At 41.8% G+C, this 13,862-nt stretch carries 11 protein-coding genes and 1 pseudogene; 1 reads left to right on the top strand and 11 read right to left on the bottom strand.

Going from position 1 to position 13,862, the window contains the following annotated elements; translation table 11 throughout:
- Positions 1–46 precede the first annotated feature (46 nt).
- The 4 genes from frc to fdnG form a co-directional block, all read right to left on the bottom strand.
- Positions 47–1,297 carry a formyl-CoA transferase gene (gene frc / locus PR683_RS16480; RefSeq protein ID WP_004264573.1) on the bottom strand — a complete coding sequence of 417 codons (1,251 nt, stop codon included), beginning with the start codon at positions 1,295–1,297 and terminating at the stop codon, positions 47–49.
- 656 nt (positions 1,298–1,953) lie between these two features.
- Positions 1,954–2,610, bottom strand: a complete 657-nt coding sequence (gene fdoI / locus PR683_RS16475) for a formate dehydrogenase cytochrome b556 subunit (RefSeq protein WP_094961977.1) — start codon at positions 2,608–2,610, stop codon at positions 1,954–1,956.
- On the bottom strand, positions 2,607–3,551 hold the full coding sequence (fdxH, locus tag PR683_RS16470) for a formate dehydrogenase subunit beta (protein ID WP_110731529.1): 945 nt from the start codon (positions 3,549–3,551) through the stop codon (positions 2,607–2,609). The genes fdoI and fdxH overlap by 4 nt, the downstream gene beginning before the upstream one ends.
- An 11-nt stretch (positions 3,552–3,562) precedes the next feature.
- The gene (gene fdnG / locus PR683_RS16465; protein WP_109912541.1) at positions 3,563–6,610 is read right to left on the bottom strand and encodes a formate dehydrogenase-N subunit alpha; all 3,048 of its coding nucleotides are present in this window, start codon (positions 6,608–6,610) and stop codon (positions 3,563–3,565) included.
- 173 nt (positions 6,611–6,783) lie between these two features.
- On the opposite strand from fdnG, the gene fdhD reads away from it, so the two are divergent.
- Positions 6,784–7,614 carry a formate dehydrogenase accessory sulfurtransferase FdhD gene (gene fdhD, locus PR683_RS16460; protein WP_272571525.1) on the top strand — a complete coding sequence of 277 codons (831 nt, stop codon included), beginning with the start codon at positions 6,784–6,786 and terminating at the stop codon, positions 7,612–7,614.
- 79 nt (positions 7,615–7,693) lie between these two features.
- Here fdhD and PR683_RS16455 read toward each other — a convergent pair whose 3' ends face one another.
- From PR683_RS16455 to yidC, 7 genes and pseudogenes are all read right to left on the bottom strand, one after another.
- Entirely contained in the window at positions 7,694–8,638 is a 945-nt protein-coding gene (locus PR683_RS16455; RefSeq protein WP_272581902.1) for a reverse transcriptase family protein, read from the bottom strand.
- A complete protein-coding gene (locus tag PR683_RS16450; protein WP_272581901.1) occupies positions 8,616–8,927 on the bottom strand; it encodes a helix-turn-helix domain-containing protein in 312 nt (103 codons plus the stop codon). The genes PR683_RS16455 and PR683_RS16450 overlap by 23 nt, the downstream gene beginning before the upstream one ends.
- Positions 8,928–8,968: 41 nt before the next feature.
- Entirely contained in the window at positions 8,969–9,115 is a 147-nt protein-coding gene (locus PR683_RS16445) for a hypothetical protein (protein ID WP_272581900.1), read from the bottom strand.
- A gap of 334 nt (positions 9,116–9,449) precedes the next feature.
- Positions 9,450–9,706 (bottom strand): annotated as a pseudogene (locus PR683_RS16440) (helix-turn-helix domain-containing protein).
- Positions 9,707–9,833: 127 nt separating this feature from the next.
- On the bottom strand, positions 9,834–10,598 hold the full coding sequence (locus PR683_RS16435; protein ID WP_272581899.1) for a GNAT family N-acetyltransferase: 765 nt from the start codon (positions 10,596–10,598) through the stop codon (positions 9,834–9,836).
- A gap of 123 nt (positions 10,599–10,721) precedes the next feature.
- A complete protein-coding gene (mnmE, locus tag PR683_RS16430) occupies positions 10,722–12,086 on the bottom strand; it encodes a tRNA uridine-5-carboxymethylaminomethyl(34) synthesis GTPase MnmE (RefSeq protein ID WP_004906817.1) in 1,365 nt (454 codons plus the stop codon).
- Positions 12,087–12,212: 126 nt separating this feature from the next.
- On the bottom strand, positions 12,213–13,862 hold the full coding sequence (gene yidC, locus PR683_RS16425; protein WP_004906815.1) for a membrane protein insertase YidC: 1,650 nt from the start codon (positions 13,860–13,862) through the stop codon (positions 12,213–12,215).

Here is a 13,862-nt window from a genome sequence, read left to right as displayed (position 1 = left end):
GATTAAAAGATTAAAGGGAGTGATAAGTCACTCCCAATTTTTAAAATTAGATCGCTTTGTTCGCACGCATAGCTGCAATTTCATCTGCGCTATAGCCTAATTCAGTTAGGACTTGATCTGTGTGCTCACCCAACAATGGCGCGCTTTTGATATCAGGTGTAAATGAGGAGAATTTCATCGGGCAACCCACCGTCAAGTAAGTCCCGCGTTTTGGTTGTTCAACTTCAACAATACTTCCACTCTTACGCAGCGATTGGTCTCGTGCAATTTCACGCATACTGAGTACAGGGGCGCAAGGTACACCGTATTTACTCAAATATTCGACCGCTTCATGTTTATCTTTATCTGCTAAGAATTTTTCAATTTCAGCAAAAATATCAAAGATATGAGGTTGACGAGCCTTTGGTGTATTGTAAGCAGGGTCAGTTGCCCATTCAGGCTTACCAATAGCGACACAGGTTTGCTCCCAGTCCTGTTCTTGGATAGTAAAATAAATATAAGCATTTGGGTCAGTTTCCCAGCCTTTACATTTTAAAATCCAACCTGGCTGGCCGCCGCCGCCAGCATTACCACCACGAGGAACAGCATCACCAAACGTACCATTTGGATATTGCGGGTATTCTTCAAGGTAGCCAATTTTCTCTAATCGTTGCTGGTCACGAAGTTTGACTCGGCACAAGTTGAGTACAGCGTCTTGCATCGACATAGTCACTCGCTGACCTTTGCCTGTTTTCTCGCGGTGTAATAGCGCTGCAAGTAAGCCTATGAGCAAGTGCATACCCGTATTGCTATCACCTAATGCTGCGGCACTCACTAATGGTGGGCCATCCCAAAAACCTGTCGTGGAGGCAGCTCCACCAGCAGCTTGGGCAACGTTCTCATAGGCCTTAACATCTGCATAAGGTGAGTCTTCATCAAAACCTTTAATTGAACCAAAAATCAAACGAGGATTTAATTCTTGAATGTGTTCCCAAGTGAAACCCATATGGTCAATTGCACCTGGATGGAAGTTCTCAACGAGGACGTCGGCTTGCTTAATCAACCGCTCCATCACCTCTTTACCTTCTGGTGTTTTGGTATTTAATTCTACTGAGCGCTTATTACTATTAAGCATTGTGAAATACAGCGCATCCACATCAGGGATATCCCTTAATTGATTGCGCGTGACATCTCCAACTCCCGGACGTTCAATCTTAATAACATCCGCGCCGAACCACGCTAACATTTGAGTACAAGATGGCCCTGATTGTACACCGGTGAAATCCAGTACTTTAATACCTTGTAAAGGAAGATCCATGTGTTACCTCTTTATTTAGCTGTCGTAAAAGGAATGTATGACGGTTCAATTATTTAGCTGCGTTAAAAAGATATTTATATATATGATGGTTTTTATATTTATTACTAACTACATGACTATTTTTATTAAATAATATCACCAATGTCCAGTAATTAATTCTATTAATATATGTAAACCATATCATTCTTAAAACACTCCAACGCCAGCATATTAATTCAACTTAAACTTGCAATTAGAAACAAAATATCGAATTAATCAACAATGTTCATTTAAGATAGCTATTTATTGATCTAATATCAATATTCAATAGCTATTCACAAAGAAATAACAATTATAAAAATTATTTATTATCAACAAATTAAAGAATTATCATCTTTTTTTTACATAAAAATAAAACAAATAAATATTTATTTGTTTATTCTTGGTTTAAAAACCAATGTAAATTATACGCGAAATAAGAGCATCTTTATTTGATGTGTATTTTGTATTAATCTTATTTTGATTAACTATAATGATAATAAATCGTAAACAGGTCATCAAATAAATATATCTAATTTTCTTTCTTTCAAATAAATTGAATGTTTATGTTTTTTAGATATAAAAAACCCACAAATAACATTAGTCATTTGTGGGTTTGATAACAACAATAATAAAACTTAGTTTTTCTCTTGTTGCTGTTTTTGCTGTTTTTCTTTTTCCAAAAGCTGACGGTACCACAATGGATGGTGCTTTCTAGCCCAACCACGAGTCACCCAACCTTCAACCATCGCACGCACTGAACCTTTCACCCAAATCGCAGCATAAGCGTGAACCACAATCATGATGATCAGCGCAATCGCAGAGAGCGAGTGAATAAGAATAGCTGCACGATAAACAGGGATTGGGAAGTAATCGGCGAAATAAGGACGCCACATGATCACACCCGTGACCACCAGCGCTAATAAGCAGATAGTGACTACCCAATACACCCCTTTTTGGCCGAGGTTATATTGACCTACATCACCTGCTTCTTCGTTTTTCAGTACTTTACCGATATTTTTTGCCCACTTGATATCTTCTTTATTAATGAAGTTATGGTGGAAATAGCGGAAGAACATAAATACGAACAGCAAGAACATCGCCGTACCCACAAATGGATGCAAAATTCGCGACAGCTGTGGTGTGCCTAAAATGTTCATAAACCAGTTTAGTGAAGGGAAAAAGAACCCTAACCCACTGATTGCGGTGAACAAAAAGCAAATCACAACCGCCCAGTGATTGATCCTTTCAATCGGTTTATGGCGGATGATTTTGTCGTTATCATCTGGCATCATTTCTGATCCTCCCCTTCTTTTGATTTCGAAGTGTCAGAGGACATTGCATTATGCATATCTTCTAAAGCTTCTTCTTCATCTTTTTTGGAGACGCGGTTCGGACCAATACCCACATAGTGGAAGATGGCCGCCGCAAATGTTGCAGCAAAACCAACCGCTGCTAACGGCTTCCAGATACCTTTCCAGAAAGTGACTGTAGGGCTGATTGTCGGGTTTTCCGGCAATCCGTGATACAACTGCGGTTTATCTGCATGGTGTAAAACGTACATCACGTGCGTACCACCAACCCCCTCAGGGTCATATAAACCTGCGTTTGCATAACCACGAGTTTTCAGCTCTTCAACACGCTCACCAGCCATGTTAATCATGTCTTCTTTGCTACCGAAGTGGATAGCGCCGGTTGGACACGTTTTCACACACGCAGGCTCTTGACCGACTTCAACACGGTCAACACACAGCGTACATTTGTATGCACGGTTATCTTCTGGGTTGATGCGCGGTACATCAAACGGACAACCCGCAATACAATAACCACAACCAATACAATGTTCTGATTGGAAATCAACGATACCGTTTTTGTACTGTACTATCGCGCCTTCCGAAGGGCACGCCTTCAGACAGCCTGGGTCAGCACAGTGCATACAACCATCTTTACGGATCAGCCATTCAAATTTATCGTTCTCTTCCACTTCAGAGAAGCGCATTACCGTCCATGATTTAGCGGTTAAATCTGTTGGGTTATCATATACCCCAACGTTCGTCCCGATTTTGTCACGGATATCGTTCCATTCGGAACACGCGACCTGACAAGCTTTACAGCCGATACAGGTCGTCACATCGATAAGCTTTGCAACTTCTTCCTTATAGTCCCGCACCTGAGGCGCGGGAGTCAGGGAATTGGTGGCAGAGCGACGAATAATGTCCTGAGATTGCATTGACATAATTTATCTCCTTACACCTTTTCCACATTGACAAGGAACGATTTAAATTCCGGTGTCTGAGTATTCGCATCACCCACATACGGCGTTAACGTGTTAGCAATAAAGCCTTTCACAGCCAAGCCTTCAAAGCCCCAGTGAATAGGGATACCGATAGTATCAATATCTTTACCCGCCACTTTCAGCGTATGAATACGTTTGGTGACCACCGCTTTTGCTTTGATATAACCGCGTTTAGAGCTGACTTTCACCGTATCACCTTGTTTGATACCTTTTTCATTCGCCAGACGTTCACCAATTTCAATGAACTGTTGTGGCTGAATGATGGCATTTAACAAGGCATGCTTTGTCCAATAGTGGAAATGTTCAGTCAAACGATAAGTCGTTCCCACATAAGGGAATTCTGTCGCTTTACCCATTTGTGCCCAGTCATCTTTAAACACACGAGCAGCAGGGTTTGATACGACTTTTGGATGCAATGGGTTAGTATCCAGCGGCGTTTCAATTGGTTCGTAGTGCTCTGGGAATGGGCCTTCAGCCATTTTATCCAGTGCGAATAGACGTCCCATACCTTCTGGCTGCATGATAAATGGACCAACACCACTTCCCGGCGCAGCATTGCTATAGTCAGGAATATCCATTCCTATCCATTTGCTACCGTTCCACTCAAGGATTTGGCGTTTCGGATCCCACGGTTTACCCATTGGGTCTGCCGATGCACGGTTATAAATCACACGACGGTTTAGAGGCCACGCCCATGCCCAACCTAATGTGTTACCTAGACCCGTTGGGTCAGAGTTATCACGGTTAGCCATTTGGTTACCTTTCGGCGTCCAACTACCGGTGAAAATCCAGCAACCACTTGCAGTAGTACCATCATCACGCAATTGGGCAAACGAACTCAACAGCTCACCTTTTTTCGCAATAACGTTGCCATCCGCATCTTTTAAGTCAACTAAAGCATAACCATTGTTTTCTTGAGCGACTTCTTCTGGCGTTGGGTTATCACGGTCGAAGTAATTCCAAGTCATACTTAGAACTTGTTCAGGTACTGCACCACCTTCAGAGGCATACAGTTGGCGTAGACGATGGAAAATACCAGACAGAATTTCACCATCACTGATCGCTTCACCTGGGGCATCCGCACCTTTCCAGTGCCATTGTAACCAACGCGCTGAGTTAACAATCGAACCATTTTCTTCAGCAAAACAGCAAGATGGCAGGCGGAATACCGTAGTTTGGATTTCTTCCGGATTCACATCATTCATTTCGCCGTGGTTTTGCCAGAAATTCGAGGTTTCCGTATTCAGTGGGTCAACGGTAATCAAAAATTTCAGTTTTGACAGCGACTTAACGACTTTGTTTTTATTCGGGAATGATGCTAATGGGTTAAAGCCTTGGCAGATATAGCCGTTAACTTCCCCTTTATCCATCATTTCGAAATAACGCAGCACATCATAGCCTTGATCCCATTTCGGTAATAAATCAAAGCCCCAATTATTTTCTTTCTGCGCTTTATCTCCGTAGAAAGTCTTCATCAAACTAACAAAGAATTTCGGGTAGTTACCCCAATAGTTAACTTGACCTTCAACCGTTGCTTTTGGCGTGTTTGCAGCTAAGTAACTTTCTAATGTGGTTTGTTTGTCTGATGGTAAGGTTAAATAACCCGGTAAGCTCTGAGATAGCAAACCTAAGTCAGTTAGACCTTGGATATTAGAGTGACCACGCAGTGCGTTTACACCACCGCCTAACATCCCCATATTACCCAGCAGTAATTGGATCATCGCCATGGTACGAATATTTTGCGCACCCACGGTATGTTGAGTCCAACCTAATGCATATAAGAACGATGCTGTTTTATCTTTAGCACTCGTTTCTGCAAGGTATTCACAGACTTGCAAGAAATCTTTAATTGGCGTACCACAGATGTTATTCACCACTTCAGGTGTATAACGGCTGACGTGTTCTTTTAATAGATTTAACACACAACGTGGGTGTTTCAGAGTCGGATCGCGCAGCGCAAGGCCGTTTTCATCCATCTCATAGTTCCACGTGGTTTTATCATATTGACGTTTTTCTTCGTCATAACCTGTAAACAGGCCGTCATCAAAACCATAATCTTCACGAATAACTAAACTGGCGTTGGTATACGCTTCCACGTATTCACGCTGAATTTTTTCATTATCCAGTAAGTATTTGATAACACCTGATAAGAACGCGATATCTGTACCCGAACGGATAGGCGTGTAAAAATCCGCCACTGCCGCAGTACGGGTAAAGCGTGGGTCAATAACAATAAGTTTGGCTTTATTATGGATTTTAGCTTCCATCGCCCAGCGGAAACCGACTGGATGCGCTTCTGCTGCATTTCCACCCATAACGACAACTAGGTTTGCATTTTTAATGTCAACCCAGTGGTTGGTCATCGCACCGCGACCAAATGTTGGAGCAAGACTTGCTACCGTTGGTCCGTGTCAGACACGCGCTTGGTTATCAACGGCAAGCATGCCGAGAGCGCGGGTGAATTTTTGCGTTACAAATCCGCTTTCGTTACTCCCCGCCGATGCGCATAGCATACCGGTGGTCAGCCAACGATTTACCGTGACACCGTCTTTATTTTTCTCAATAAAGTTCGCATCGCGGTCTTCTTTCATTAACTTAGCGATACGGTCAAATGCTTCGTTCCACGTGATACGTTTCCACTCATTAGTACCCGGCTCACGCACTTCAGGATACTTCAAGCGACTTTCACTGTGGATGAAATCGATAAGTCCAGCACCTTTCGGACAAAGTGCACCACGGTTTACCGGATGATCCGGGTCCCCTTCAATATGGAAAATGCTCTCTTTTGCATTTTTCGCGCCATCACCGAGGCTGTACATTAACAGCCCACAGCCGACAGAACAGTAGGTACAGGTATTTCTGGTCTCTTTCGCACGCAGTAATTTATACTGGCGCGTTGACGCTAACGCGGTGGCGGGTGCAAAACCCAAGGCCGCTGCCGTCGTACCTGCCATACCGCCAGCGCAGATCTTAAAGAACTGCCTTCTGCTGACTTGCATGGGGATCTCCTCATTTACATTGCTCATGTTTACCTAACGCCAATCGCGATAATCAGGTAAACTGTTTTTATTCAACGTCTTCCTTACGTCCCAGGTTCATTGCCCGGCAAATGGTGTAAATTCTTTTTACCCATAATTAATATTATGTATCATTAATGCTAGGAATTCATCTAATGCATGAAACAAATACTACAAATGACTCCAAATTAACCAAAATGATTGGCTTAAATCACACAACCGTGCAACAAAAAGGCAACCTGAATTTACTCGTAAATGACTATGTAGCAGAAGAATCTCCTGTCGCTTTAGTCTTCAATGGCATATCCCATGTGGTAATGATGGCAACGCCAAAAGATCTTGAGGATTTTGCAGTCGGCTTCGCACTTTCTGAAGGGATAATACAGTCAGATGATGAAATTCGTGGAATTGATATCGTGGAAGGCTGCAACCGCGGAATTGAAGTGCATGTTGAATTATCTAGCCGTCGGTTTATGGAACTCAAAGAACGTCGCCGTAATTTAGCAGGGCGTACAGGCTGTGGTATTTGTGGCACTGAGCAACTCGATGAAATTTTCAAACCGATCGCCCCACTACCTTTCACCCAAACCTTCTCTCTCTCGCATCTCGATAATGCATTACATGAATTGAAAAAAGTGCAAGAAATTGGTGCACTGACAGGTTGTACCCATGCGGCCGCATGGATTTCACCAGAAGGGCAATTAGTCGGTGGATGTGAAGATGTCGGCCGTCATGTGGCTCTGGATAAACTTTTAGGTATGAAACATCGTAACCAATGGCAACAAGGCGCAGTACTGGTTTCTAGCCGTGCTAGCTATGAAATGGTACAAAAAGCCGCTAGCTGTGGTGCAGAAATTCTATTTGCTGTTTCCGCCGCCACTGCACTCGCTATTGAAGTCGCAGAAAAAGCCAATTTGACCTTAGTCGGCTTTTGTCGTCAAGGTAAAGCGACGGTGTTTACGCACGGGAGTCGGGTAAGGGATTGACTAAGCTTATTTAAACTTAGAGCACTTATGAATTAAAGCTAGTTTTTTCGAATCTACAAATAGAATTGAATAATCCAATTTATATTGCTGTACTTTTTCTAACTGATTTAGCTTTTGTTTTATACTTTGGTTCTATTGTTCCCATAGAATGAAGCCGACCAATTAGCTTCGAGGTTATACTCATACTTATAGCATATTGATTGTTTTTAATAGCATTCCACATGCTAAGCTCTTCAAACAATTTAAAGTGTTGTTCATTTCGTACTAATAAATTGTTCCTATCAATGACCACACCAGTTACAAGTTTGGTTCCATTTGGTGGATACAATTTAGTTTTAGTTGGATGCATTTCATGCCCATATCTAGAAATTATTTTTTTTACTGTTGATTTAAAAAGACGATTAACATTTTTTCCAGAAAAAGTAAGATCATCTACATAAACTGTCATTATGACATCATGTTTTTGACAAATATTCTCTAACTCGTTAAACATCCTAACATTTGCCCAGTATGCTAATGGCATACTGATCCTACTACCTGTCGGTAAATGTTTATGACAAGTACACAAGTCTGCCAATATTTCAGCTATATCAGCAGAGCATGACATAACGCTATAAAAAAAAGAAAAAATCATATTCCATGAAGTTGATGGATAAAATGATTTTATATCTGAAGTCATTAATGCATTTGTATTTAAATGGATATTTGCATTAGTTACATTTGAATAGCCTTTTTTCCCAGAGTGTAAGTACTCTGGGGTAATAATTCTTATTAATAGGCTAGCAATCCTTGTATGGACTACATCTAAATTCCTAGAGGGTTTTTGGATCTTTCTAATTTTTCCGGATTTACCAATACTTTCAAACTCTGAATAATTTCCAGAATCGACTCGTAAACTTCGAATTTGAGATAAGGGTGTGCGTAAAAGAATAGCTAATTTTTTTTTACTTGATAGCTTATGAAATGGAGAATCTGTTAGCTGGTATGCTTTATTCTTATTATTAAGAGTTAATTTTTGACTCATTTTTACTAACAACCCATTCCAAAATTTTCAGTGCCTTTCCCGCAAAAAGTGACCTAATTCTATTAATCCTCTTATTCTTCACTGGAGATAAAGACTCAGAGAAAAAAACTAGTGATGATACCGGAATATCAAATACTTTAGAATATGCCTCTAATATTGGTTTCGTAACAGGTAAAATACCAGACTCTAATTGAATAAGTGTATCTTTTGGTATTCCAAGCTCACTGGAAGCATCAAGGCGAGTCATTTCATGATATTGCCTAACCAAACGCAGTGTTTTTGCAATCATAAAAATACCTATATCATAGTGTTGAAACGAGGGAGAGCACATTACTCATCACCCTCTAATTTATCTAACCAACGGGTTACAATATCAACGAATCTAATGATTCTCCAGAGCAACTTCAATATGGATGACATTTTTCGAGGTTTCTTTTCTTGTGCTTGCTGGCCAATATTTGCTTGATGATTACTCATAGTTTTTCCTTATACCTCAAAACACGACCAAGTATATGGCCGCTAAAATTTTGAGTTCGCCCTATAAGGAAGGGATTAACCAGCACGAGCTCCCGTTCCACGCAACTTTGGGTCGCCCCAAAGTTGCGAATTCCATCATGTTCATGTCATGCAGCACAACAGTGAAGCGACTAGGCATGCGGGAAGTAGGTAGAAAGACAAGTCTTTCCGCGAATACCGAAATATTCAATTAATGGCGAATATATCCCATTCTGCAAATACTTTTTCAGTATATAATTAAAAGCCATGGTTAATCAAGATTATATGTGGATAACTTCATTTATTGATTTAAAAATCACCACTCCTCCTTCCATCCGGAGTCTGATTTTGATGAGCCGCTTTCATTTCGTGGTTTAATATCGAGTTCTAAATCGAGGGCAGATAAAATCTTAAAAAGGTTTCTAATTTGGTAGAGTCAGGAAAAAGTTCAAAACTGGAGACAGTATCTTGCCGAATACCCACTTTACTTGCAACTTTACTTTGAGATAATTTTTTCGTCTCTCTGACATCTTTCATGTAAGCACTAAGTTGCCGGGTATTGGTCACTTTCATTTTAACACCTATCTTGTTTAGCTCTAATAATATTTACCTGCTATAACCGGTAAAACATAAATAACACGCTATAGCGTGTAAAAATATATCGACAAGTATTATTCAAAAATAAACACAATACTGAGCCTTAAAGCGAGTGCAGCATCCATAAATTAGGTTCGATATATTCCACTTGCTGTCGTAGCACATCGGCAGTAACAGGAACTAATGCTCCTGAGATAATATATTGCCCTGACTGCGGATATTTCATATCCGTCCATGATTGCCAATCAGCAATGGAACCGGTAATCACCATTGAACGATGAACGGGCTGCAGTACCGTGGCACCCAAGCGCCAATGGGTTCTAATCCACGGATCAAACGGCTCACCTTGCTCATTTTTCCACCCGCAATATTCATCAAAATCCTGTAACGGGTAACGATGCTTCAGTGTTGGGCGAACAGGCACAATCACTGATTTTGCCCCATGGCTCTGAGCAGCCGTTTTTAGTGCATTGATCAATAAAGCAGGTATTTGCTGACCTCGATATTGCGGGTCAACCGTAACAGATAATGCCGAGATATAAGGCTCACCACCTTGCTGGTTTTCCATTGCGAAGTTGAAAATCGCATCCCAGCCCATTTCCGCTAATTTGCTAAAATCACCATAAGGCCATAAAAAAGGCACGGAGCGAATAATACCAACCACTCTTTCCAGACTATTTTCATTCACTGTTGCGATAAATTGAAAATGAGAATAGGGCTCCTCATCAAGCCTCTCCCAATATTCATCACACACCGATGATTGGCTCATAAACTGCGGCCATAACTTATCAAGAAAACGTTCGCACTCGTCGATTAAGTCAGGACGTTGAGCGTAACTTTGAATGTTAACCTGCAATGATTTATTCATGGTTTTTATCTGTTAGTTTGGTTAATCAACCATTTTAGAAAAATAAAAACGCCAAGAGCTTAAGGTAAGATTAAAACAACAAAAAGAAGGGGAACCTACACGTGATTACGTGTAGGTAACAGATTATTTCCCAATACAAAAACTTGAGAAAATACGGCCTAATAAATCATCAGAAGTGAACTCACCAGTGATTTCGCTGAGTTCTTGCTGAGCTAAACGTAATTCTTCCGCTAATAACTCACCGGAGCGAGCGTTCACTAACTGGTCATAGCCCTGTTCTAGGTGAACAGCTGCCGCATTCAATGCTTGTAAATGGCGACTACGAGCAAGGAAACCACCCTCAGTATTGCTATTAAAGCCAATGGTTTCTTTTAGGTGATCGCGCAACAAATCAATGCCTTTTTCTTCGCGTGCAGACAAACGAATTAACGGATAACGAGTATTATCAATAAACTCAACTGGTTCGCCTGTCATATCGGCTTTGTTACGAATTACGGTGACCGGAAGTTCATCAGGTAAGCGCGCCATAAATTCAGGCCAAATTTCTTGTGGTTCCGTGGCATTAGTTGTAGTGCTATCAACCATAAACAGCACATGGTCCGCTTGTTCAATTTCTTTCCAAGCTCGTTCGATACCAATTCGCTCAACTTCATCACTGGCTTCGCGCAGGCCTGCAGTATCAATGATATGCAATGGCATACCATCAATATGAATATGTTCACGTAATACATCACGCGTCGTTCCCGCAATATCCGTGACAATCGCAGCCTCACGCCCCGCCAATGCATTTAGCAAGCTCGATTTTCCTGCATTTGGGCGCCCTGCAATTACCACTTTCATTCCTTCACGCAATAAACTACCTTGGCGCGCTTGGGAGCGAACTTGTTCTAAATCTGCCACCACTTCGTTGAGTTTAGCTTCAATTTTACCGTCAGACAGGAAGTCAATTTCTTCATCTGGGAAATCGATAGCTGCTTCCACATAGATGCGCAAGTGAGTGAGTGCTTCCACCAATTGGTGAATATGAGAAGAAAATGCGCCCTGTAACGAATTCATCGCTGAACGCGCCGCTTGTTCAGAACTCGCGTCAATCAAATCGGCAATTGCTTCCGCTTGGGCTAAATCGAGCTTATCGTTTAAAAATGCTCGCTCAGAAAATTCACCAGGATTCGCAATGCGAATACCATCAATCGTTAGTATTCTTCTGAGCAATAAATCAAGAATAACTGGCCCGCCGTGTCCTTGTAATTCAAGCACATCTTCACCCGTAAATGAATTTGGCCCAGGGAAGTAAAGCGCAATACCTTGGTCAAGAACAGAGCCATCCTCATCACGAAATGGCAGGTAATCCGCATAACGTGGTTTAGGGAGTTTTCCCAACACGATTTCGGCAATCTGCGCCGCTTTCGGGCCAGATACACGTAAAATACCGACACCACCACGACCGGGAGGTGTTGCCTGTGCGACGATAGTATCGTTGATTTGCATGATGTTTCTCTGTTTTGACTTAAAAACTGTTTTTTGAAAAGAATAAAGGCGACCGTGTTTGGTCGCCTTAATACTACTATAGAATCCCGCTTTGTGAAGCCATTCTCAGTTTACTGAGAAGCGAGACTATTTTTTCTCTTTTTTATCGCGACTGTGCAGACCACGTTTTTCCAGACCACGGTAAATCACTTGTTGCTGGATGATGGTGACTAAGTTACTCACGATATAATACAGAACCAGACCTGATGGGAACCACAGGAAGAAGATGGTGAACACGACTGGCATGTACGTCATAATCTTCTGCTGCATTGGGTCAGTCACAGCGGTTGGTGACATTTTCTGAATCACAAACATCGTCACACCCATCAATACTGGCAGAATGTAGTACGGGTCTTGTGCAGACAAGTCTTGAATCCAACCAAAGAATGGTGCGTGACGCAGTTCAACAGAACCCATCAACATATAGTAAAGTGCAAGGAAGATAGGCATTTGAATCAGCAGAGGTAAACAACCACCCAGTGGGTTTACTTTTTCTGCTTTATACATCGCCATCATTTCTTGGCTCATACGTTGTTTATCATCACCAATACGCTCACGCATTGCAGCCAGTTTAGGTTGCAGTAAACGCATTTTCGCCATCGAGGTGTACTGTGCTTTAGTCAGTGGGTACATAATACCACGAACGATAAAGGTGATAACGATGATAGCAATACCCCAGTTACCCACAAAACCGTGAATGAATTTCAGCAGTTTAAACAGTGGCTGAGAGATAAACCATAACCAACCATAATCAACGGTTAAGTCTAAATGTGGTGCAACTGCAGCCATTTCAGACTGAATTTCAGGACCAACCCATAACGTTGATGAATAAGTACCAGCGCCATTAGCTGCGATAGTCATTGGTTCACTCTTATAACCAATGATGGCAGATTTTTTATCAAGGTCAATGGTGTAGAAAGTACTCTTTTCAGCACTTGCCGGGATCCACGCGGTTGCAAAATACTGTTGCAACATCGCTACCCAGCCACCTTTGGTGGTTAAGTCGAGGTTTTTATCTTCGATGTCGCCAAAGCTATATTTTTTATAGTTGTTTTCATCAGAAGAATACGCCGCACCACGATAGGTATGCAGAGCAAAATTGCTGCTGCCAGTGTCACGCTCTTTAGGTAACTCGATAGTTTGTTTTAACTGACCGAAGAAAGCGAGACTCAGTGGTTGAGCGGTTGGGTTTTGAATACTGTATTCAACTTCAACAGTATATTGGCCACGTTTAACAATGTACGTTTTCTGATATATAACACCGTTATTATCAGTAAATGTCATTGGTACGCGCAAGACGTCTTGGCCTTTCTCTAATGTGAAAGTTGTAGAATCTGCGCTATACAGCGGACGTTCGCCATTATTATTTGCTGGGTTGTCTGGACCATGAAGACCAATCAAACCACTCTGTGCCTGGTAGACAAAGCCTGGATTAGTTTCCAGTAAACGGAAAGGGCTTTCCGAATGAAGGGTCGCAGGATAGGCTAACAGGTCAGCCTCATCGATATCACCACCACGAGTATTGATGCGAATATCCAGTACATCAGTTTTGACTGTGATGAGCTTACCTTGCCCACTGCCAGTTACGGCTTGAGCATCACTGCTTGGCATATCCGCTTGTTGCGAAGTTTGAACAGTTTTAACGTCCTGAGCAACTTTATCGCTCTCCCAGGCCTGCCAAACTAAGAACGACACGAACAACAAAGCGATGAGTAGAAGATTGCGTTGCGAATCCAT

This window comes from Providencia sp. PROV269, from assembly GCF_028477785.1.
Lineage (GTDB): Bacteria > Pseudomonadota > Gammaproteobacteria > Enterobacterales > Enterobacteriaceae > Providencia > Providencia rettgeri.
Note: the sequence above shows the minus strand (reverse complement) of the source record. Positions and strands in the feature narration are given on the sequence as shown.